Consider the following 21,958-nt stretch of genomic DNA (forward strand, 5'->3'; position numbering starts at 1 on the left):
ACCTGTTTACCATGACACAAACACCTGCCAAAACTGATCAAATGAGCTTAATAAAAGATGCCTTAAATCAAATTAAGGTCTTAAAAACTAAGCTACATACCCTAGAAAAAGCTAAGAATGAACCAATTGCAATTATTGGTATGTCCTGTCGCTTTCCCCAGGGAGCTAATTCACCGGAAACTTTTTGGGAATTATTGCAATCAGGAACCGATGCCATCAGCGAAATTCCGCCGCAACGCTGGAATATTGACAATTATTACGATCCTAAGCCCGATGCAAGGGGAAAAGTCTATACCCGTCACGGTGGCTTCTTAAATCAACCGATAGATCAATTTGACGCTGATTTTTTTGGTCTTTCTCCCCGGGAGGTGGCACAAATGGATCCGCAACAGCGATTACTGCTGGAACTAGCCTGGGAAGCTCTGGAAAATGCGGGAATATCACCCTTAAATCGGCGAGGAAGTCAAACGGGGGTATTTATCGGCATGATGACTCAAGATTACTCCCATTTTAGCCATCATCCCGCTCTGATTGATGCCTATACGGGAACGGGAAATGCTAAAAGTGTAGCTTCGGGACGTTTATCCTATCTTTTTGGATTTCATGGCCCAACTTTAACGGTTGATACTGCTTGTGCCTCCTCTTTAGTCGCTGTTCATTTAGCTTGCCAAAGTTTACGCAATAACGAGTGTGAAGTTGCCCTAGCCGGGGGAGTCAACCTAATGTTAACTCCCTTCGTTACTATCATGGAATCCCGCGCCCAGATGTTGTCTCCTGACGGTCGTTGTAAAACCTTTGATAGAACAGCGAATGGCTATGTGCGGGGAGAAGGCGGCGGTATTATAGTTTTAAAGTCTTTATCTGCGGCTATTCGGGATAATAACTTGATTTTAGGACTAATTAAAGGTTCGGCCGTTAACCATGGCGGTACGAGTAGCGGTTTAACAGTTCCCAATCAACTTAGTCAAGAACAATTGATTCGTCAGGCTTTAAAAAATGCTCAGGTAAAGCCAGAGGACATTAGCTATATTGAAGCCCATGGAACTGGCACTTCTTTGGGCGATCCCATTGAATTAGGTGCATTATCGACAGTTTTTGCTAAAAATCCCCAACCGGTTTGGGTTAGTTCCGTCAAAACTAATATCGGCCATCTAGAAGCGGCCGCTGGTATTGCCGGACTGATGAAAGTGATTTTATGCTTGCAACATCGACAAATTGCCCCCCATCTCCACTTCCAGCAACCGACACCCCATCTAGACTGGGAAAATCAACCGCTGAAAGTTCCGACTAAAAACCGTGAATGGGTTAGTGAAAATTCTGCTCGTTTAGCTGGAGTTAGTTCTTTTGGCTTAAATGGCACTAATGCCCATATTATTCTCGAAGAATACCCTTACGAACCTCAAACGACTGCGGCACCTGATTCATCGCCCTATCTGTTCACCCTCTCAGCCAAGACCGAATCGGCTTTAATCAAACTAGCCCAAAAATACGCAAATTACCTAGAAAATGCGAAAAATATTGCTTTAAGCTCCATTTGTGCTACTAGCAATCGCAGTCGCTCCCAATTACCCCATCGTTTCACCTGTGTTGTCTCTAGTCACTGCCAACTTCAAGAAAAATTAACCGCTTTTGTTCAGGGTGAACCGAGTTCTTTTCGCCAAAAAAGTGAATTTAGTGGCAAAAATCGGGCAAAAATTGCCTTTCTATTTCCAGGACAGGGTTCTCAATACCCCGGTATGGGAAGGGAACTATACCAATCCTATCCTCTATTTCGTCAAACACTCGATCGCTGTGATCAGATTCTCCGTCAATATGGCGACTATTGCCTAACGGAGATTATTGACCAAGAAAATCATCTCAATCAAACTTTTTACAGCCAACCTGCCCTATTTGCTCTCGAATACGCCCTTTTTAAACTCTGGGAATCCTGGGGAATTGCCCCCCATGGGGTTATGGGTCATAGTTTAGGGGAATATGTGGCCGCCTGTGTTGCTGGAGTCTTTAGTTTAGAAGATGCCTTAAAATTAGTCTTCTATCGGGCTAAATTGATGGATTCTGTGGGAAAAAGTGGTTCAATGGTCGTTATCTCGGCTAGTGAAGCTGAAATTATTCCCTTAATTGCCCCCTATCAATCTCAGGTCGCTATTGCCGCTATTAATGGTCAGGATAATATTGTCCTGTCCGGTGCTGCAGAGACCATAGAAACCCTGGTAAAACAGCTTCAGGTCAAAAATCTGAAAATTACCCGGTTAAATGTCTCTCAAGCCTTTCATTCCCCTCTGATGGAGGAGATTTTAGACGAGTTCCGACAAATTGCTGAAACTATCACCTATCATCCCCCCCAACGAGCCTTAATTTCTAACCTTAATGGCAAGTTAGTCAATTTTGAGGTCACTACTCCCGATTATTGGTGTCGTCATCTCCGGTCTTCTGTTCGCTTTGCCGATGGGATAAAAACCTTACTGGACAACGGTTATGAGCTATTTGTCGAATGCGGCTCCCATCCCGTTTTATCGGGCATGGGCAGCCTACTGGATAAAAATTATTCTTGTCTTTGGTTGCCCAGTTTGCGTCGTCAAACCTCTGACCGACAACAGATCCTCGAGAGTGTCAGTCAGCTTTATCTGCGGGGATTCGCCCTGAATTGGCAAGAGATAACGGCCAATCAAGACAGTAAACCCTGTATCTTACCGACCTACACCTTTGAAAGAAGTAGTTATTGGCTAAAAACAGGCGACTTGACCCCAGAAGAAGCGCAATTATTGCCTAAATTGTCGAAATATCTCCTAGAAACACCGCCGCAACCGCCAGAAGTTGTCAAAACCACCACTGCATCATCTTCTGGTCATCTAATTACCCTTGACTCTTTGTTGGCCACACCCGCAGAGAAACAGCTTAAACAACTAGAAACCTACATTATCGGTGTTTTAGAACAGATTACTGGTTTATCCGTGGTCAAGCTACATACCAAGCAACCGCTCTCTAGTTTAGGCTTAGATTCTCTCATGTCCAGTCAATTACGACGTCAACTAGAGGAGGATTTAAAAATTATTGTTCCCGTGGAATACCTAGCGGGATTGAGTATTGAGCAGTTTTTACCGCAAATATTCAACTTAATCACCCAAAATTCCCAACCTGCAACTAGCCACAAAACTCCTCTCCCCTCAAAACAGAAAAAACCAATCAAGACGACTAAAGCCGAAAATATCTCTAATGATCCGAAACTTTGGCTAATTCGCAAACAAGCTAATCCTAACGCCCACATTCGTCTATTTTGTTTTCCCTACGCCGGTGGGGGTGCCTCCCTATTCCAAAATTGGCTGAATTACTGCCCCAAGCAAGTGGAATTGTGGGCGATTCAACTACCCGGACGCGAAACGCGTCTTCAGGAAACTGCGATTACATCGCTAAAATCCCTGATTAATCGTCTCATTCCGATTCTGACTCCCTATTTAGACCAACCTTATGCTTTTTTTGGTCATAGCATGGGTTCTTTAATCAGTTTTGAATTAACCAGAGAATTGGCTAAAACTCGGCAAAATCTACCCCAACATTTATTTATGTCTGGATTTCGAGCGCCTCAAATTGTCAATCCTGATTTACCCATTCATCGTCTGGGAGATGAGCAATTTTTAACAGCTTTAGGTCATTTTCAAGGAACCCCAGAAACTCTCCTCAAAAATCCCGATTTAATGGCGGCTTTTTTGCCAATTTTACGAGCAGATTTCAAACTCCTAGAGACCTATTCTTATCAACAAGGTCAACCCTTAAATTGTCCTATTACCGTTTTTGGAGGCCACAACGATGCCAAGGTTTCTGCCGATCAATTACAACAATGGCAACTGCAAACCAATCAAGATTTTGTCCTGCATACCTTACCGGGAGGACATTTCTTTATCAATCAACATACGGAGAAAATTATGAAAATAATTGGCCAAAGTTTACGAGAGTTTCCTGAACAAATGACTGCCTAATCAACCAACTATTCAAGGGAGAAAAATCATGACTTTAGATTACAAAGAGCAATACTGTATTATTGGGGCTGGTGCCGCAGGATTAGCGGCGGCTAGAGCCTTAAGCAAAGCCAAAATTCCCTTTAATGTTATCGAATCTGCCCAGGATGTTGGGGGTATTTGGATTTATGATCGTCCCGATAGTCCAATGTATAAAAATACACATCTGATTGGTCATAAAACCACACAACCTTTTTCCGATTTTCCCATGCCAAAAGATTACCCAGATTATCCCAATCATCGGTTAGTCTATGAATATCTTCGCAATTATGCCGCTCATTTCAATCTCTATGATTTCATGGAATTTAATCTCAGCGTGGAGAAAGTAAAAAAGGTGGGTAACTTTTGGGATGTCACCCTTAGCAACCAAGAAACCAGACGATACCGAGGAGTTTTAATCGCTAGTGGTTATCATAGTAAACCGAATATTCCTCAATTTTCTGGGCATTTTGACGGGGAAATTATCCATTCAAAAGATTATGATAATCCCGCTCAACTAAATGCTAAAAAAGTCCTAGTAGTTGGAGCGGGACAATCAGCCATGGATTTAGTCGTCGAAGCGGCTATCAATGGCAGTAAAACTTTCCATAGTACCCGTCGTGGCTTTCTCTGTATGCCGAAATTTTTGTTCGGTTTGCCCCCAGAATGGGTGATGATTAACACGCCAATCATGAATCTAATTCCAGCCCAAGAACACATGAAAATGATGGCTTTATTATCACCAATAGCTCTATTCTTACAAGGAGTTAATCTCAAAAAACTCAATATTCCTACAGACTGTAAAAGTAACGGTCTAATTATTCCCAACAGTGACCAACAAATCTATCGTTATTATGTGCATGGAGATGTCACCCATAAGCCTAATATTCAACAATTAGACGGAAAGAAAGTTATTTTTGCCGATGGCAGTACAGAAGAAATTGATCTGATTATCTACGCCACTGGTTACAAAATTGAATTTTCTTTTATTGACAAATCTGATTTAAATTGGCAAGAAGGAACCACCCAGCCTAACCTCTATATGAATGTTTTTCACCCAGAGGAAAATAACCTGTTTGTCATCGGAATGGTTCATCCCACTGGCACCCACTGGCGAGTATTTGAAGAACAAAGTAATTTAGTGGCCGCTTATCTACAAGCTCAGGATAAAAAATCCCGGTTTGTCTATAAATTTGAAAAGCTAAAACGTCAAATTAGTGCCAATTTAAGCGCCGACAATAAACACCATAGCGGTACTCACTCCTTAGTGATTGACAAATTGGGTTATATACGCCAAGCCCAAGGATTAGCTCGCCGATTACTGGCTTAAATCTCCCACCATAATTAACCCCCTGAAATCCCTCTATCTTAAATCCAATGCCCTACATTATTGAGACAGCTACTGGTTTTCCAGAACATTACTATCCCCAAGAAGTTCTAGAAGTCAATATCAGAAATCATTGTGCTAATCTTCTTCAAGATTATTGCCGAGAAAATCAACTCGACTTCCAGGAACAAACCTTTTTTGATTTAGAACAAATTCATCGTTTTTTCAGTAATGTCAAAATTCAAGGGCGATACTTCACTATTCCCCTAGATGAATTCGATGCCGATAATCCTCCCGGACTCGCCCAAACCGTTCGTCAAATGGTCGATCTAACTATGGATTTAGTAACATCGACAGTAACTAATTTGCTCAAAAAAGCCGCTCTTTCTCCCAAAGAAATCTCCCTAGTTACCTCCGTTACTGTTCTTCCTTCCGTTCCTTCCCTAGAAAGTTTACTCCTCAATCGTCTAGATTTTTCCCTCGATATCAAGCGGCAAGCGTTATCGGGTGTCGGCTGTTTGGGAGGCGCCCAAGGATTAGCCAGAGTAAACGATTATCTGCAAGGACATCCCACCGAAGCAGCGATTTTGTTTACCACCGATCCCTCCTCTGGCCTTTGGCAAGGGTCAATTCATGGCGATTTAACGGGATTATTGGGACAATTACCCGAAGATCCGTCTCAATATAGCAATATCATTATGACCCTTGTGGTAGCGGCTTTATTTGGCGATGGAGTCGGCACGGTTCTCTTAGCGGGAGATGAACATCCCTTAGTCAAGCAAGGTAAAGCAAAACTGAAGATTATCGGCACTCAATCGCTGTTAATGCCCCACACAGAGCATTTAATGGCATTACCTTTAACAGACTACGGTTTTCGCCAAATTCTTCGCCCAGAAGTCTCTGATTACGTCAAGGGTGGGGTGAGAAAAGCGGTGACATCTTTACTGGAAAAAACAGGAGTTTCCCTCGAGGAAATTGTCTGTTGGATGGTGCATCCGGGGGGTCCAAAGATTCTCGATGCAATAGTTGAAGAATTTCAGTTAGAACCGGATGTTTTACAGGTTAGTTGGGATATTTTGGCAGAAATTGGCAATATTGCCTCTGCTACTATCCTCTGCATTCTCGATGAAACCCTCTCCCGTCCCCATCCTCCCACGGGTTCCTACGGATTAATAATTTCCATGGGGCCTGGATTTGCTCAAGAAGCCATTTTAGTTCAATTCTAAGGATATTTAAGGATGTTAAGCCAAATAGTTTTCATTGCCCTGATTAGTTACATTATTGTCCAACGAGTGCGCGTTACTCGTCTGAGTAAACAGAATATGGCCAAAGTCTTAGCGGAAGGTGGCAAACTGCATAGTTCTAATTATGTGGGATTCGTCAAGATTTTCCAATCTAGCTGGATGCTTTGCATGATCGGGGAAGTTTATCTGCTCGATCGACCTTTTATTCCAGCATTGGCTTTATTTTCCCTAATTACTACTTTTTTAGCTCAAAAGCTCCGCTATGCCTCCATTGAAGCCTTGGGCGATCGCTGGATTCATCAGGTGGTCACGGTTCCTCAGACACCCGTGATCGACAATGGCATTTATCAATATATCCGTCATCCTAACTGGTGGGCCATGATCACGGAATTAGCGGTGGTTCCCTTGTTTCATACCGCTTATCTGACATCTATAGTCTTTAGTCTCCTGAATGCTTGGTTATTAATCCAACGCATTCCGGCTGAAGAAGAAGCTTTGAGTCAAGACACCAATTATCAAGCAGTTTTCGCCAATACTCCCCGTTTTATTCCTAGTTTTAGCGCAATTTTCTCTCGCAAACAGCAACCGCTTAAAAGTTAATTGCCACGGATAGCAGGGCCGGTTCCCTACGGCCCTTTAATTACCCCTCATACCTGAATTTCAAGGAGAAAAAAAATACTATGGACTCTCTAATTGTTTCCGAAAATATTATTAGCGACAATTTAACTAACGCTCTACAAGAATGGGAAAATTTATTAGGCTCCGAATATGTCAGCACCGATAACAAAAAACGCCTAGAAGCCGAGACCGCTACCTACGAAACCCATGCTAAAATCCCGGCAATTATTCGCCCAGGTAATCGTCAAGAAGTCCAAGAATCTCTAAAAATTGCTAATCGCTATCAAACCCCTGTCTATCCTATTAGTACGGGTAAAAATTGGGGTTATGGTTCGCGAGTTCCTAGCCGCACTGGTTCGGTTTTAATTGATTTGAGTCGATTAAATCAGATTTTGGATTATAATGAAACCCTAGCTTATGTAACTATTGAAGCGGGTGTTACTCAGCGACAACTCTACGATTTTTTGCAGAAAAATGGCAATAAATTATTAATGAGTGTCACTGGTTCGACTCCTGATTCTAGTATTATTGGCAATATTCTCGAACGAGGTGAAGCCAAAGGACCTTTGGGCGATCGCTTTAATCATGTCTGTGGAATGGAAGTAGTTTTGCCCACCGGTGAATGTGTTCATACGGGATTTAATCGCTTTGAAAACTCCCAAATAGGGGCGGTCAATCGTTGGGGAGTCGGTCCTTATTTTGATGGAATTTTTACCCAATCTAACCTGGGAATCGTCACCAAAATGACTTTTTGGTTAACCCCCTATCCTGAATATTTTCAGGCTTTTTTCTATAGCATCGATCAAGAAAATAAATTAGAGTTATTGATCGACAAACTACGTCAACTGAAAATGGCAGGGGTAATTAAAACCACCTTCCACATCAATAATAACTACCGAATGTTGTCTATTCAACAACAATATCCCTGGCAGGAATGCCAAGAAAAAACTCCTTTACCCCCGATTTATTAGAACAATTAAGTCATCAATGGGGTGGCGGTGTTTGGATAGGAGAAGGCGCTTTATATTCGGCTTCACCAGAACAGGGAAAAGTTGAAAGAAAACTAATTGAAAAAGCCTTGAAAGGAATTGTCAATAAACTTATGTTTTTTGATGAAAATAAGTTTAAAATGGCCAGTAAAATGAGTCCCATTTTTAAAGTATTTACAGGGGTGGAAATTAAGGATAAGGTGGATTTAATTTATCACAAAAATCCCCAACGAGGAATGATTACCGAAAAAGTGCTGAAGATGGCCTATTGGCGCAAAAAAACGCCCCCCACCGATAGGTTGAATTTAGACCTGGATGCCTGTGGCATGATTTGGTGTGTTCCCGCTGTTCCTTTTCTGGGAAATCATCTCAGAAATGCTCTCAATATTATCAGCAGCATCGCTCAAAAATATGGTTATGAACCCAATATCGGCATTAACTGTGTTACCGAGCGCAATATTAACATCAATGCTGCCATTTTTTATGATCGATTGCTAGAAGGCGAAGACCAAAAAGCCTTAAATTGTCACGATGAAATGTTGGCAGAATTGATCAATCAAGGTTATTATCCCTACCGTCTTAGTACCCACTCTATGAATAGTTTACCCGCAGCCCAAGACGATTATAGTTGCTTAATCCAGAAAATTAAAGACAGCTTGGATCCCAATCACATTCTCTCACCCGGTCGCTACGAATTTCTTTAAATAAGCCTAACAATCTACTGCTAACTGCCCATCTCTCCCCCAATTCTAATGACTTCTAGCACTTCTAGCAAATGGCAACATCTCCGAATAGATTATCTTCCGTATATCACTGGTTGGTTTGGTAACTTTATCGTTAATAATGCCCTTCTAACCATGCTAATTTATCGCTACGACCCGGGCATTCCCAATGACTATAACTTATCCATTTTATTGCCCTCTGCTTTAGTGGGAATAGCGATAATGATTAGCCGTATTGCTGGAGCTTTTGTGCAGCCAGTGATCGGTTATTTTTCCGATCGCTTTTGGAGTCCTTGGGGCAAAAGAAGACCATTTATACTGGCCAGTTTACTCCCTTTAATTGGTGGTTTTATCCTGTTGTTTAATCCCCCTAATAACTTAAATCAAACTACTTACTTCATTTATTTAGTCACCATGCTTTGGGTGTTTTATGTGGGTATGGCATCCTATCATGTTCCCTATTTAGCCTGGTTGCCCACTCTCGCTAAAAGCCCAGAAGGAAGGGTTAAATTATCAACTCAAATCGGAATTTTTGGTTTAGTTGGTGCCACCATTGGTGGGATTATTGCCCCTTGGTTAACTGATAGTTATGGCTTTCATGGGATGGGTATTGCTATTAGTCTTATTGGGCTAATTACCCTAGCTATGCCCTTGCTAGAAAAAGAAGAATATACTCCTTCTAAGGGGAAATATCCTAACTTTAAAACCACCTTAACGGCGGCTTTTACTAATCGGACTTTTTGTATCTATATGATCACCATGATTTTGGCGTGGATGGTGATTAGTATTATCTCGGTAATTCCGACTTTTTTAGTAATTGCTCTCCTCAAAAGAGAGGTAAGTTTTGCCGCCGTGATTAATACTATTATCGTCGGTAGTGCCTTGGCTGGATTTACCCTGGTTTTACCCTTAGCGCAAAAATATGGCAAAAAACTGGTTTTTCAAGGTTCTTTAATCTGGGTTGGTCTGGGTATGATTGCCATGGCCTGTGGTCGTTTTTGGTGGCAAGATTCTTTGATTCCCTGGTTAATCCTTTCGATCATCGCTAATTTAGCCCTAGCCAGCTTTTTTAGTCTGCCGAATGCCATGTTATCGGACATTATCGATCAAGATGCGGAGCAACAGGGAATGGGACGAGAAGCAATATTTTTTGGTACCAGGGGTCTCCTAATTCAATTTAGCCAAGGTGCGGGGTCTTTTCTAACAGGATTAATCCTGTCTTTCGGGAAAACTCCTGATAACCCCTGGGGGGTACAAATTGCCTTTTTGTCCGCCGGTATATTATCCCTAGCAGCGGCTTTTGTCCTACGGCCTTATGCCATCAAAAAATAGTTCTTTCCTCGCTAATCTGTTATTACTCTTGACAAAACCCTACTCATTTGGAACTAGATTATGACTTCCCCCAATCCTGTCACTAAACAGCAAGAAACTGCTATCAAAAAACTGCGATTGCCCTGGCGATTAATTATTACTGGGATCCTAGCGGCCACCTCGGTTTTTGCCTATCCTACCCTGCGTAATGTCCTCTTAGAAAACACCTCTGAATCCACCACCTCAAAAGAAACCGCTTCGTTAGCAATCGATAAGAGCAAGACGGCAGCCTTACCTGTGCGAACCTTAACTTTAAGTCCTGTCACCCATCACCAAGAACCGCGCCGTTATACGGGTAATATTGTGGCTAAACGGACAAGTGAACTAGGATTTGAGCGTTCGGGACAATTAATTAGTTTATTGGTTCAAGAGGGTCAAGAGGTACGCCGAGGTACTTTAATTGCTACTCTAGATACACGCAATTTAGAAGCACAAAAACAAGAACTCATCGCCCAGCGATCGCAAGCGACGGCTAAACTGCAAGAATTACAAGCTGGTTCCAGGAAAGAAAGTATCGCCGCAGCCCAAGCAAAAGTCCGAGATTTCAGGGAACAATTAGCTTTAGCCCAATCTAAATACCAAAGACGGCTAGGATTGTATCAAGAAGGGGCAATTACTAGAGAACAACTCGAAGAAGTGCAAACAGATGTTAATGCACAACAAGCGAGAATTGATGAAGCCCAAAGTCAATTAGATGAACTCAAGGCCGGTACTCGTCCCGAATTGATTTCTCTGCAAAAAGCCGTTATTGACCAATTTGATGCCCAACTGAAGAATATTAAATTAGAGATTGAGAAAAGCCAACTTCAAGCCCCCTACGATGGCACTATTGCCCTCCTTCACGTCAATATTGGCACTGTTGTTTCTGCAAGTAATCCGATCGTTCGTTTAGTGGAAAGTAATAAACTGGAAGCGCGTATAGGGGTTCCCATTGACCAGTCCGAAAACTTACCAATTGGCAGTAAACATCGTTTAAAAATTGGTAACAAAATAGTAACAGGACAAGTCACTTCAACCTTGCCCCAAATTGATCCAACTACCCGTACCGCCACGGTTATTTTAAGTTTAAATCAGACTCAGGGCCTGATTCCGGGGCAAGTGGTCAGCCTAGAATTATCTCAATCAGTTCCACAATCGGGCTATTGGTTGCCCACAGAAGCTTTAGTACAAGGCACGAGAGGATTATGGTCTTCCTATGTTCTAGGAGAAGCTAATCCCGATAATCCTCGACAGTTTACCGTCAAACGCCAAGATTTAGAAGTTCTAGCGATTCAAGGCGATCGCTTGTTGGTGCGCGGGACGCTCACCTCCGGTGATCGGGTGATCGTCGAAGGGGTTCACCGCATTGTACCCGGGCAAATGGTGGAAATTTGGTAGTCAGCGGTCATTAATCAGCTTTATTATCCCTAATAATCTCCAATGAATAACTTATTTGAACGTAAACCTAGATTACTAATTCTTACCTTAATTCTGATTATTGTCTGGGGATTGTCTTCCTTTCAAATTTTGCCGCGCATGGAAGATCCCGAAACAATTAATCGAGGTGCCACCATTACCACCAATTTACCCGGTGCCAGTCCTTATCGGGTCGAATCCCTAGTGACCGAAAAAATTGAACAATCTCTCTCTAGCATCAAAGAAATTAGCCTGATTGAGTCCTCCTCAGAATTAGGGCGTTCCACGGTCAATATTGAACTTAAAGATGAAGTGACTGATGTGGATCCCGTCTGGTCACGCATTCGCGATCGGATTACCGATGTCATCCCGCAACTACCCCCAGAAGCCCAAAGACCCTTATACGAAGAAGGATATAGTAAAGCCTTTAGTTTATTGACTGCCATCCTTTGGGATCTAGATACCGCTCCTAATTACGCTATTTTACGCCGACTTGGCCAAGAACTGTTCGATGAATTAGAAGCCCTTTGGGGAACCGAAAGGGTCGAGTTAGTCGGGGTTCCGGCCGAGGAAATTTTAGTCGAAATCGATCCGGTGAAATTATCCTCCCTGGGCCTAACCGCCGTCGAAGTTGCCCAACAAATTCAAACCAGTGATGCCAAGGTCGCCGCCGGACAACTTCGCAGTAATCGCAATAATTTATTATTGGAAGTCGATACCAGTTTAGAATCACTCTCTCGGATTCGAGCAATTCCGATTCGTTACAGTAATGAGGGACAATTTACCCGTTTAGGAGATATCGCCCTAGTTACCAAGGGAATTCAAGAACCACCACCAGAACTAACCATTATTAACGGTAAACCCGCTATTGTGGTGGCCGCTATGATGGAATCGGGGCAACGCATAGACGAATGGACAACGGCAGCCCAGGCCAAGTTAGACCTGTTTCGACCCTCTCTCCCCCAAGGTGTGAGCCTCAAGATAATTTTTGACCAAAATCGTTATGTGGCTAACCGACTCGATGGATTATTCAGCAACATGATCCTAGGGTTACTCTGTGTCATGGGGACAGCTTTTGTGATGATGGGATGGCAGTCCGCCTTGGTAGTAAGTGTATCCCTGCCTTTATCGATCCTGATGGTCTTTGCCGGTATGAATCTCTGGCAAATTCCCCTACATCAAATGTCGGTGACAGGAATTGTTATTGCTTTGGGACTTTTGATCGATAACGCTATTGTGATTGTCGATGAACTGCAAAAAGGACTACGGACGGGAATAGCTCACGAACATATTGTTGCTGAAACCGTTAAACAGTTAGGGATTCCCCTCTTAGCTTCTACCCTAACCACGATTTTGTCTTTTATGCCGATCGCTCTTTTGCAAGGAGGCATTGGCGAATTCGTGCGTACTATCGCCCAAACAGTGATCTTAGCCTTGGTTAGTTCTCTAATTTTGTCCCTAACGATTATTCCTGTCCTCAGTTTACGTTTATATCAACTGACTCATCGCTCGCACCAGACAAAAACCCATTGGTGGGATACGGGAATTAATTTACCGCTCCTAACGGGTTTGTATCGCCAAATTTTGAAGTTAATTCTCTATTTTCCCGTATTAGGTCTGGTTATTGGCTTGATTATCCCAATTACTGGCTTTGTTGTCGCTGGCACTCTCCCAGAAGAATTCTTTCCCCCAGCAGAACGAGATCAGTTAACCTTAGAAATCGAACTAGCCCCCACCACAAACCTAGAAGTAACTCAGGTAAAAGTGGCTCAAGCTGCAAAAATACTGCTAGATCATCGAGAAATTGGGGAAGTTCACTGGTTTTTAGGGCGTAATGCTCCCCCCTTCTACTATAATCTCTCCGATGGCATCAAAGACTCTCCTAATTTTGCCCAAGCATTGATTCAACTTCGGCAAGTTTCTGATGAACCCCAATTGATCGAAACCTTACAAAAACAATTAAGTCAAGCTCTACCGATGGCAAGGGTATTAGTTAGCCCCCTAGAACAGGGTCCACCGGTGGGCGCCCCGATCGAAATTAGGGTTTATGGCTCAGAATTGGAGATGTTAAGGAAAATTGGCGAGTCCTTACGGGAAGAACTGGCAAAAATACCTGAAATAACCTATTCTGTTGCTGATTTAAGTGAAATTCAAGCTAAGTTAGCCTTAAAAATTAATGAAGAAAAAGCTCGACTGATTGGTTTGGATAATGCGGCGATCGCCAGCCAATTGGATAACCTTTTAGAAGGTTCTGTGGGTGGCTCGATTTTAGAAGCAACGGAAGAATTACCCGTACGAGTCCGAGTCGCTAATCGCGATCGCGAGCAACTGCCACAAATTGCCTCTTTAAATATTCTCGGTAATTCCGCCACTGCTGAACGGGCGAATATTTCCCTTTCCTCCGTGGCAGAATTTGATTTTCTCCCCGAATTAGCCACGATTCCTCGACGAAATGGCAAGCGAATTAATACGGTGAAGGCCTATGTTCAAGCTGATGCGATCGCTGCAACGGTTTTAGACGAATTTCGCCAAAACTTAGAATCGGGCAAATTTTCCCTTCCGGCAGGGTATCGGCTCGAATTTGGCGGAGAGGAAGAAGAAAGAGATACAGCTGTGGCTAATCTAATTGCTAGTGTGGGAGTCTTGGCGATTCTAATGCTATCAACCCTTGTTCTTTCTTTTAACTCCTTCCGTCTTGCTGCCCTAGTTACTGTCGTCGGTATTAGTTCAATTGGACTAGCCTTATTTTCCCTCTGGTTATTTGAATATCCCTTGGGATTCATGTCCATTTTAGGCACTATCGGCTTAGTTGGGGTTTCCGTTAATGATTCTATTGTCGTGGTAGCGGCTTTACAAGCTTTACCCCCCCATCTTCAACGCCAACGCAAGGCAATCCGGGAAGTGGTCATTGCTTCCACCCGTCACATTCTTACCACTACCTTAACCACCGTGACGGGATTTGTGCCATTATTCCTCTACGGCGGCGCTTTTTGGGAACCCCTCGCTATCTGTATTTCCATCGGGGTGATCGGAACCACCTTAAGCGCACTGGTATTTGTCCCGTCGGGATGGTACTATCTCGCTCAAGCCCAAAAGGTTTCCCCTCTGTCTGTTTCTGAGTAGCTTGATTAAATACCACTTTTGTAGAGACGTTGCTGGGCAACGTCTCTATTGATTTGAGTAAAAATACCCTGAAAGTCCTCTCGGCTCCACTGCCCTGATCCGAGAAAATAGGGATAATTGGCTGGGTTAAATATAATCGAGTTTAAACAATAGATAAGTTTTTTAACAAGAGTAGTGTTAGATACTAATTACCCGATGGACTGGGGTAGAATTGGAAAAACCAGTGCAACTGTTTTAGCCAAGCTACTTAACTATGATGAAAATTAACTTGCTGTTCGCGTTATCTTCTCTTAAAAAATCGACAAAAAACTTTACATAAACTCAAAAGAGAGCCTGATAAATTGCTCATCTAAAAGCAGAGTGAGTTATCGGACAAAGTTTTTAGGTGCTTTTGTTGATTACTTCTTAACCACCATCTTATAAGTAGAAGAAGGGAGATGAAAGTTAATCAGTTACTAAGACTCTACGAACAAGGAGAGCGGGATTTTTTAGCCATTGACTTGATGAGTCTAGATCTACAACAAGTGACTCTAATCGCTGTCAATTTTGCTGCGGCCAATTTGCGCGGAACTAATTTGAGTCGCTCTTTTCTGACTAAATCAAATCTGCGGGGAGCGAGTTTAAATTGGGCGAATTTAACCTATGCCAAATTAAGTCAAGCGCAATTAGTGGAAGCGGACTTAACCAAAGCTAATCTCACCGGGGCCTTTATGGTACAGGCAAACCTGCGTAACGCGCGATTAAGTGGGGCGGATCTTTCCCATGCTAATCTCCGGGGAGCGAATTTATGCGGGGCGAATTTATGCGGGGCGAATTTATACTTAGTTAATCTCTTGGAGGCAACCCTAGATAAAGTCAATCTCAATTGGGCCAATTTGCAGGAAGCGCGGTTAAGTGGGGCTAAATGTCGTCAGATTTCCGCAAGGGAAGCCAATTTTAGCGGCTCTTTTGTTAAAGAGGTGGACTTTCAGGGGGCTAATTTAGAAAGGGCTAATTTTAGCGAGGCACGTCTGACGGGTAGTGATTTACGCGGGGCCAATTTAGGGGGTGCTAATCTAGCGGGAGCGCGGTTACAAGAGGTAAATCTACAGGGAGCGGACTTGAGGGGTGCTAACTTGACGGGGACTTGTTTTGAGAGCGTCACCGGTTGGACAGAAATCGTCCAAGAAGATGATATTTTTCCCCTAGACTGGTTTCAGCCTCGTTTTGCCACTTAAAAGTCAATATATCGGCCGAAATCCCCTCCTTTTCCTATCGATTAACGATTAGCTGGAGTGGTTAATCTTTGGTTAGGAATGGGGATTGGGGGAGCATTATTCGGCTCATCCTCGAAGGGTAAAGCAGGGGGAGGAGGAGGAGTGGTAGCGCCGGGAGATGGTGCTGGAGATGGTGTGGGATTAACGGCAGCGGGGGGACTTTTCGGGGTGACGACGGGTGCGGGAGAGCTAAAACCGAGGAGATCTTTGCCAAAGGGAAAAACATTCCCCCAGCGTTGAATATTGGGATGGCCAAACCAATCTTGACGGGACACCTTCACCGAGAGCAAAGGTGCGATCGCTCCTGATTTTTCGGCCGTTATTAATAAATCAATTTTATTAAGACCCTGTTGTTGATTAAAACGACTGATGATAGTTTTCTCCGCTAATTGCGATGCTCTAGTCAATAATCCCTCGTAGGATTCTCCCTGTTGAACTGCAATAGGAAGATTAACAGTGGATTGAGCTAAAACCACATCAACGGCGATAATTCCCGTCAGCAGCGTTAAAACAGTAATAGACTTGTACATAGGACAGACGGTTAAACAGGCACTCCCTGGCTAGGGTCGGGATCTTCCCTGTGAGAGTTCCCCGATCGCTTTCTTAAATTACCATAACCGCTCTCTGGCCACAATGGAAATTTTCCAGTAGCGAAATCGTCCTTAGTCCCTAGCAATAGGCAATAGGGGAATAATTAGGGCTGGCTGAATAAATCTAAAAACTTTGTTGGATAATATCTTTAGGCTTTTTTCAAATCAAAAAGTACCAGCCATTGGAGTGATCAGAGGGAAAATTCCGGGACTTTTTCCCTGAAAATGGGTAAAACCCCACACCCCACACCAACGAAAAACTTTTTCAGTATAACCTAATTGTATTTGTCCCTATCGACCAGAGGTTGTTAATTATGACACAAACTAGCGAAACCGTTACCTATTCCCTTGAATCTGTCCTGAAAGAAATTAAAGATAGTATTAAAGAGGTTAATCAGAAAATTGACTCTCTCCAAAGAGATATGGGTCAGAAAATAGATTACTTTCAGAGAGATGTGGATCAAAAATTTGACACCCTGCAAAGAGATGTGGATCAGAAAATCGACAATCTCCAAAGAGATATGGATCAAAAATTTGACAGTCTCCAAAAAGATGTTAATCACAAATTTGACAGTCTCCAAAAAGATGTTAATGATTTAAAGGTGGAAGTCACAGAAATCAAAGGAGATATTAAAACTCTTGATCAGAAAGTCGAAACAATGGATAAACGACTGGAAAAAGTCGAAGATAGTTATGCGATCCTAGTTAAAGATATTGCTGACTTGAAAGGGTTTAAATCCCTGATTATCCCCATGGTTGTGGCTTTTTTAAGTGCCGTGGTAACTTTGGGATTGCGCGGCTTTTTTCTTGGCAACAAACCTTAATTTTTTATTTCAATAAAATAGTTATCTGTAAGAGGGTTTTAATTATGACACAAACTAGCGAAACCGTTACCTATTCCCTTGAATCTGTCCTGAAAGAAATTAAAGATAGTATTAAAGAGGTTAATCAGAAAATTGACTTTCTCCAAAGAGATGTTAATCAAAAATTTGACACCCTGCAAAGAGATGTGGATCAGAAAATCGACAATCTCCAAAGAGATATGGATCAAAAATTTGACAGTCTCCAAAAAGATGTTAATCAAAAATTTGACAGTCTCCAAAAAGATGTTAATGATTTAAAGGTGGAAGTCACAGAAATCAAAGGAGATATTAAAACTCTTGATCAGAAAGTCGAAACAATGGATAAACGACTAGAAAAAGTCGAAGATAGTTATGCGATCCTAGTTAAAGATATTGCTGACTTGAAAGGGTTTAAATCCCTGATTATCCCCATGGTTGTGGCTTTTTTAAGTGCCGTGGTAACTTTGGGATTGCGCGGCTTTTTTCTTGGCAACAAACCTTAATTTTTTATTTCAATAAAATAGTTATCTGTAAGAGGGTTTTAATTATGACACAAACTAGCGAAACCGTTACCTATTCCCTTGAATCTGTCCTGAAAGAAATTAAAGATAGCATTAAAGAGGTTAATCAAAAAATTGACTTTCTCCAAAGAGATGTTAATCAAAAATTTGACACCCTGCAAAGAGATGTGGATCAGAAAATCGACAATCTCCAAAGAGATATGGATCAAAAATTTGACAGTCTCCAAAAAGATGTTAATGATTTAAAGGTGGAAGTCACAGAAATCAAAGGAGATATTAAAACTCTTGATCAGAAAGTCGAAACAATGGATAAACGACTAGAAAAAGTTGAAGATAATTATGCAATCTTAGTTAAAGATATTGCTGACTTGAAAGGGTTTAAATCCCTGATTATCCCCATGGTTGTGGCTTTTTTAAGTGCCGTGGTAACTTTGGGATTGCGCGGCTTTTTTCTTGGCAATAAACCTTAAATATATCGGTGAATATTTTAATCATCAAGTTTATTTTGTAATCTACCAATAAAATCCATGAGTTTTTGTATTAATCCTCATTGTCCCAAACCGAAAAGTATCACGGAGAGTCGTTACTGTCAATCCTGTGGTTCCGACTTGCTTTTAAATGGTAAATATCGAGTCACAAATTTATTGAGTGCCAAAGGTGGATTTGGTAATACCTATGAAGTGATAGATGAACGTAAAATACCCAAAGTATTAAAAGTTCTTACCTACGATTCTAGCAAAGCTATTGATTTATTTCAACAGGAAGCCAATCTTTTAAAACAATTAAATCACCCCGGTATTCCCAAAGGAGAAAACTATTTTATTTATCATCCCCGGGAGAGTCAAACTGCTTTACACTGTTTAGTTATGGAGAAAATTGCTGGTATTGACTTAGAAGAATATCAAAAACAAAGAGGATTTAAACCGATTGATTATAATCTCGCTTTGGATTGGTTAACTCAGTTAGCCAATATTCTTCACGAAGTTCATAAACATAAATTCTATCATCGTGATATCAAACCTTCTAATATTATCTTAAAACCCGATGGTCAATTAGTTTTAATTGATTTTGGGGCAGCGCGACAGGTGACTAAAACCGTCCTAGCAGGAGGTAAAAATACAGGAATTTATACCCCCGGATATGCTCCTCCTGAACAATCTCTTGGTCACTCTGTCCCCCAATCAGACTTTTATGCTTTGGGCAAAACTTTCGTCTTTTTGTTAACCGGTAAAGAACCCAGTGATCCAAAAATTTATAACATTAATACCAATGAATTTAACTGGCGTAAATATGCACCAAATATCCCTTCTCGATTAGCAGATTTTATCGATAATTTAATGGCAGAAAAACCTATTGAACGACCGAAAAATACCAAAACTTTGCTAAAAATTATTACTGATATTAAAGCCAATCCCCATCAAACTAAAAAAACTAAAAAAACTAAAAATTCTTCTCCTGAAAAACCTAAAATTATTCCTATTCCCAATCCGGCACTTATTTCTTTAATCGCTGCAATTTCTCCCAGTTATGCTGGGTTTTGGCTCCGTTTCAAAGCCTCTTTAATTGATTCTTTTATCGTTCTTATTATCGCCGCTTTATTAGGTGGTTATATCTGTTTTCGCTTACAACAATGGTCAACTTTTCAAGACTTAAATCTTGATTTTGATATTCCCAAAGAAATGTGGGTTTACTATGCAGCGGGATTAAGTGCAGCTGGAACAACAATTATCGGGTTTGCTTTATTTGTAGCGGCAATTGTTTATAATATTCAAGCCAAAATTAACTTTACTCACGAACATATTGCTATCCTGACTGCTCTTGGTTTAGGAATAGTTATTAAATGGTTATATTATGTTTTATTAGAATATCTTTTTAAAGCAACTATTGGTAAAATGTTTTTTGATTTATCCGTCACCGATAGGGAAGGAAGACGCATATCTTTTGCAAGAGCAAATCGCCGCTACTTACTAAAATATCTCTCCACTGCTCCCTTATATTTGGGCTTTTTACTGGCAGCCTGGACAAAGAAAAAACGCGCCCTTCATGACATGATTTCTGGTACACAAATCCGCAAGAAAAAGTAACCAGATACTAGAAAAGTAGGGAGATGAGAGCGGGACGATAGGATAAGATTAACTACAATAGGGACAAGATATTCCTGCTCGGTAATTGGGGGACTGTTTATCTTGTTCATCGATGGGATGACCGCAAGCGGGACACATTTCATAATGTCCTACCTCTAGATTAGCTGTTAGTGCTACTCTTTGATCAAAAACAAAACATTCTCCTTGCCAAAGACTCTGATCGGCACTAACTTCTTCTAAGTATTTCAAAATACCTCCCTCTAGCTGATAAACTTGAGAAAAGCCTTGATTTAATAAAAAAGCTGCCGCCTTTTCACAGCGAATTCCTCCCGTACAAAAAAGAGCTATTTTTTTATCATTAATACTATCAAAATTTTCCTGAATATACTCAGGAAATTGGCGAAAATGCTGGATTTCTGGGTTAAGCGCTCCCGCAAAAGTACCGATCGCCACTTCATAATTATTACGAGTATCGATAACTACCACGTTCGGCTCTTTCAGCAATTGGTTCCACTCTTCAGTTTTGAGATGAATTCCTGTTTTTTCGAGAGGATTAGCCTTGGCTTGACCAAAAGTCACAATTTCCTTTTTTAAGCGAATTTTTAAGCGTTGAAAGGGCAAATAATCACAAACAGACTCTTTCACTTCTAGATTAGCTAAACGAGTATCGGTTTTTAACCAACTAATCACCTCGGCGATCGCTTGACGGTTCCCTGCGATCGTTGCGTTAATCCCCTCGGCTGCCAGCAGAATAGTTCCTTTAATTCCTCTTTCTTGGCAGTATTTTTGTATTTCTGGCTGTTTTTGACGATAATCTGACAAAGCCACAAACTGGTAAAAAGTGGCGACTAGATAAGACATGGCAAGTAAGGGAAAAATTAACTTGTAATATTTTTCACTATAGGTTATGATAACGAAAGTGTCCTAAAAACCAGATCGGGGGTTTAGCTCAGTTGGTAGAGCGCCTGCTTTGCAAGCAGGATGTCAGCGGTTCGAGTCCGCTAACCTCCATAGTCCTGACTGATTCCCCTGCGCTTGGTGATTAGCTCAAGTCTTCTTGGGGAGACAATTAGCTAGTTAATTATTAAATGATGTCTCGTACCTATCAAGCTACTGGAATCAATCTACAAGGAATGGCCTTCGGAGAAGCCGATCGCCTCTTAACTATTTTGACCGCCGAATATGGTTTAATTAGAGCCATCGCTCCCGGTGCGCGCAAGTATAAATCTTCCCTGCGGGGTAGAAGTGAACTATTTGTGGTCAATAATCTGTTAATAGTCGCAGGAAAATCCCTAGATAAGGTCGTTCAAGCTGAAACTATCGAATCTTATCCCAAATTAAGTCAAAATCTCGCCAAACTCACCGTTAGTCAATACCTCTGCGAACTGGTTTTGGCGATCGCACTGAGCGAACAACCCCAGAGGGAATTATACGAGTTAATCTGCAGCCATCTGGCCAGAATTGAAGTCCTCGACGAGAATGAATACATACTTCCCTACCTTTGTCAAGCAATTTTTCATTTCTTAATAATTGCCGGCTTAGTGCCGCAAGTCCATAACTGCCTGTTGACGGGAAAAGCTTTAATTGGGAACAATTGCCTAGGATTTAGTTTCGAGGCAGGGGGAATAATAGATCTAGCTGCCCTAACAGAAACAATCAACCCGCCCAAAATCGATAGTAAACTGACGTTGCAAGAACTGCAATTACTGCAATGCCTAGGAAAAACAGATTTTCCCCCAGAAGAAAACCTTACCTCAGAACTAGCTTGGATTAACCTCGATCGCCTGCTGCGCAGCTATACTCAATATCATCTGGGAAAAACTTTTCGCTCCTCGGCATTAGTTGAGGGTTTATCTCCCTTAGAATTTTAAACAGATAGCAAAA

General features: G+C 41.8%; 17 protein-coding genes and 1 tRNA gene. 16 read left to right on the forward strand and 2 right to left on the reverse strand.

Going from position 1 to position 21,958, the window contains the following annotated elements:
• The first annotated feature begins 11 nt into the window (after nucleotides 1–11).
• The 10 genes from VL20_RS21585 to VL20_RS21625 all read left to right on the forward strand — a co-directional run bounded on the left by VL20_RS21585 (nucleotide 12) and on the right by VL20_RS21625 (nucleotide 15,998).
• Complete coding sequence (locus tag VL20_RS21585; RefSeq protein ID WP_052277746.1) at nucleotides 12–3,974, forward strand: type I polyketide synthase; 3,963 nt, start codon at nucleotides 12–14, stop codon at nucleotides 3,972–3,974.
• A 28-nt stretch (nucleotides 3,975–4,002) separates the two neighbouring features.
• Nucleotides 4,003–5,322: a flavin-containing monooxygenase gene (locus VL20_RS21590; RefSeq protein ID WP_004158563.1), complete on the forward strand. Its 1,320-nt coding sequence runs from the start codon at nucleotides 4,003–4,005 to the stop codon at nucleotides 5,320–5,322.
• A gap of 47 nt (nucleotides 5,323–5,369) precedes the next feature.
• The gene (locus tag VL20_RS21595) at nucleotides 5,370–6,545 is read left to right on the forward strand and encodes a type III polyketide synthase (protein WP_052277747.1); all 1,176 of its coding nucleotides are present in this window, start codon (nucleotides 5,370–5,372) and stop codon (nucleotides 6,543–6,545) included.
• A 12-nt stretch (nucleotides 6,546–6,557) separates the two neighbouring features.
• Nucleotides 6,558–7,163 (forward strand): isoprenylcysteine carboxyl methyltransferase family protein, encoded by a 606-nt coding sequence (locus VL20_RS21600; RefSeq protein WP_002731647.1) that lies wholly within the window; start codon nucleotides 6,558–6,560, stop codon nucleotides 7,161–7,163.
• Between the two features lie 80 nt (nucleotides 7,164–7,243).
• Entirely contained in the window at nucleotides 7,244–8,152 is a 909-nt protein-coding gene (locus tag VL20_RS33145; RefSeq protein WP_284525881.1) for an FAD-binding oxidoreductase, read from the forward strand.
• Nucleotides 8,116–8,874 (forward strand): hypothetical protein, encoded by a 759-nt coding sequence (locus tag VL20_RS33150; RefSeq protein WP_284525882.1) that lies wholly within the window; start codon nucleotides 8,116–8,118, stop codon nucleotides 8,872–8,874. The genes VL20_RS33145 and VL20_RS33150 overlap by 37 nt, the downstream gene beginning before the upstream one ends.
• 48 nt (nucleotides 8,875–8,922) lie before the next feature.
• Nucleotides 8,923–10,224, forward strand: coding sequence for an MFS transporter (locus VL20_RS21610; protein ID WP_052277748.1), 1,302 nt, complete (start codon nucleotides 8,923–8,925; stop codon nucleotides 10,222–10,224).
• A 60-nt stretch (nucleotides 10,225–10,284) separates the two neighbouring features.
• Entirely contained in the window at nucleotides 10,285–11,640 is a 1,356-nt protein-coding gene (locus VL20_RS21615; RefSeq protein WP_052277749.1) for an efflux RND transporter periplasmic adaptor subunit, read from the forward strand.
• Between the two features lie 42 nt (nucleotides 11,641–11,682).
• Nucleotides 11,683–14,781 (forward strand): efflux RND transporter permease subunit, encoded by a 3,099-nt coding sequence (locus VL20_RS21620; protein WP_052277750.1) that lies wholly within the window; start codon nucleotides 11,683–11,685, stop codon nucleotides 14,779–14,781.
• 437 nt (nucleotides 14,782–15,218) lie between these two features.
• Nucleotides 15,219–15,998: a pentapeptide repeat-containing protein gene (locus tag VL20_RS21625; protein WP_052277751.1), complete on the forward strand. Its 780-nt coding sequence runs from the start codon at nucleotides 15,219–15,221 to the stop codon at nucleotides 15,996–15,998.
• A gap of 41 nt (nucleotides 15,999–16,039) precedes the next feature.
• Here the strand turns inward: VL20_RS21625 and VL20_RS21630 are convergent, their stop codons facing one another.
• A complete protein-coding gene (locus VL20_RS21630; protein WP_052277752.1) occupies nucleotides 16,040–16,567 on the reverse strand; it encodes a hypothetical protein in 528 nt (175 codons plus the stop codon).
• A gap of 374 nt (nucleotides 16,568–16,941) precedes the next feature.
• Here VL20_RS21630 and VL20_RS21635 point away from each other — a divergent pair, with 374 nt between their 5' ends.
• Genes VL20_RS21635 through VL20_RS21650 form a run of 4 tightly spaced genes read left to right on the forward strand, consistent with a single transcriptional unit; the run spans nucleotide 16,942 to nucleotide 20,074 of the window.
• Nucleotides 16,942–17,451 (forward strand): coiled-coil domain-containing protein, encoded by a 510-nt coding sequence (locus VL20_RS21635; protein ID WP_052277753.1) that lies wholly within the window; start codon nucleotides 16,942–16,944, stop codon nucleotides 17,449–17,451.
• Between the two features lie 44 nt (nucleotides 17,452–17,495).
• The gene (locus VL20_RS21640; RefSeq protein WP_052277754.1) at nucleotides 17,496–17,972 is read left to right on the forward strand and encodes a hypothetical protein; all 477 of its coding nucleotides are present in this window, start codon (nucleotides 17,496–17,498) and stop codon (nucleotides 17,970–17,972) included.
• 44 nt (nucleotides 17,973–18,016) lie between these two features.
• A complete protein-coding gene (locus VL20_RS21645) occupies nucleotides 18,017–18,460 on the forward strand; it encodes a polyhedral envelope domain-containing protein (RefSeq protein WP_052277755.1) in 444 nt (147 codons plus the stop codon).
• 57 nt (nucleotides 18,461–18,517) lie between these two features.
• Entirely contained in the window at nucleotides 18,518–20,074 is a 1,557-nt protein-coding gene (locus VL20_RS21650; RefSeq protein ID WP_052277756.1) for a protein kinase domain-containing protein, read from the forward strand.
• 48 nt (nucleotides 20,075–20,122) lie between these two features.
• Here VL20_RS21650 and trhO read toward each other — a convergent pair whose 3' ends face one another.
• The gene (gene trhO / locus VL20_RS21655) at nucleotides 20,123–20,935 is read right to left on the reverse strand and encodes an oxygen-dependent tRNA uridine(34) hydroxylase TrhO (RefSeq protein ID WP_052277757.1); all 813 of its coding nucleotides are present in this window, start codon (nucleotides 20,933–20,935) and stop codon (nucleotides 20,123–20,125) included.
• 77 nt (nucleotides 20,936–21,012) lie between these two features.
• Here trhO and VL20_RS21660 point away from each other — a divergent pair.
• Together VL20_RS21660 and recO are read left to right on the forward strand one after the other, a co-directional pair.
• Nucleotides 21,013–21,085, forward strand: a tRNA-Ala gene (locus VL20_RS21660).
• Nucleotides 21,086–21,162: 77 nt separating this feature from the next.
• The gene (recO, locus tag VL20_RS21665; RefSeq protein ID WP_052277758.1) at nucleotides 21,163–21,945 is read left to right on the forward strand and encodes a DNA repair protein RecO; all 783 of its coding nucleotides are present in this window, start codon (nucleotides 21,163–21,165) and stop codon (nucleotides 21,943–21,945) included.
• Nucleotides 21,946–21,958 lie beyond the last annotated feature (13 nt).

This window comes from Microcystis panniformis FACHB-1757 (assembly GCF_001264245.1).
GTDB lineage: Bacteria > Cyanobacteriota > Cyanobacteriia > Cyanobacteriales > Microcystaceae > Microcystis > Microcystis panniformis.

Bases quoted from the DNA above. Each gene is read 5' to 3' on its own strand.
- VL20_RS21585 (WP_052277746.1), top strand. From the start codon at position 12: ATGACACAAACACCTGCCAAAACTGATCAAATGAGCTTAATAAAAGAT.
- VL20_RS21590 (WP_004158563.1), top strand. From the start codon at position 4,003: ATGACTTTAGATTACAAAGAGCAATACTGTATTATTGGGGCTGGTGCC.
- VL20_RS21595 (WP_052277747.1), top strand. From the start codon at position 5,370: ATGCCCTACATTATTGAGACAGCTACTGGTTTTCCAGAACATTACTAT.
- VL20_RS21600 (WP_002731647.1), top strand. From the start codon at position 6,558: ATGTTAAGCCAAATAGTTTTCATTGCCCTGATTAGTTACATTATTGTC.
- VL20_RS33145 (WP_284525881.1), top strand. From the start codon at position 7,244: ATGGACTCTCTAATTGTTTCCGAAAATATTATTAGCGACAATTTAACT.
- VL20_RS33150 (WP_284525882.1), top strand. From the start codon at position 8,116: ATGCCAAGAAAAAACTCCTTTACCCCCGATTTATTAGAACAATTAAGT.
- VL20_RS21610 (WP_052277748.1), top strand. From the start codon at position 8,923: ATGACTTCTAGCACTTCTAGCAAATGGCAACATCTCCGAATAGATTAT.
- VL20_RS21615 (WP_052277749.1), top strand. From the start codon at position 10,285: ATGACTTCCCCCAATCCTGTCACTAAACAGCAAGAAACTGCTATCAAA.
- VL20_RS21620 (WP_052277750.1), top strand. From the start codon at position 11,683: ATGAATAACTTATTTGAACGTAAACCTAGATTACTAATTCTTACCTTA.
- VL20_RS21625 (WP_052277751.1), top strand. From the start codon at position 15,219: ATGAAAGTTAATCAGTTACTAAGACTCTACGAACAAGGAGAGCGGGAT.
- VL20_RS21630 (WP_052277752.1), bottom strand. From the start codon at position 16,567: ATGTACAAGTCTATTACTGTTTTAACGCTGCTGACGGGAATTATCGCC.
- VL20_RS21635 (WP_052277753.1), top strand. From the start codon at position 16,942: ATGACACAAACTAGCGAAACCGTTACCTATTCCCTTGAATCTGTCCTG.
- VL20_RS21640 (WP_052277754.1), top strand. From the start codon at position 17,496: ATGACACAAACTAGCGAAACCGTTACCTATTCCCTTGAATCTGTCCTG.
- VL20_RS21645 (WP_052277755.1), top strand. From the start codon at position 18,017: ATGACACAAACTAGCGAAACCGTTACCTATTCCCTTGAATCTGTCCTG.
- VL20_RS21650 (WP_052277756.1), top strand. From the start codon at position 18,518: ATGAGTTTTTGTATTAATCCTCATTGTCCCAAACCGAAAAGTATCACG.
- trhO (WP_052277757.1), bottom strand. From the start codon at position 20,935: ATGTCTTATCTAGTCGCCACTTTTTACCAGTTTGTGGCTTTGTCAGAT.
- recO (WP_052277758.1), top strand. From the start codon at position 21,163: ATGATGTCTCGTACCTATCAAGCTACTGGAATCAATCTACAAGGAATG.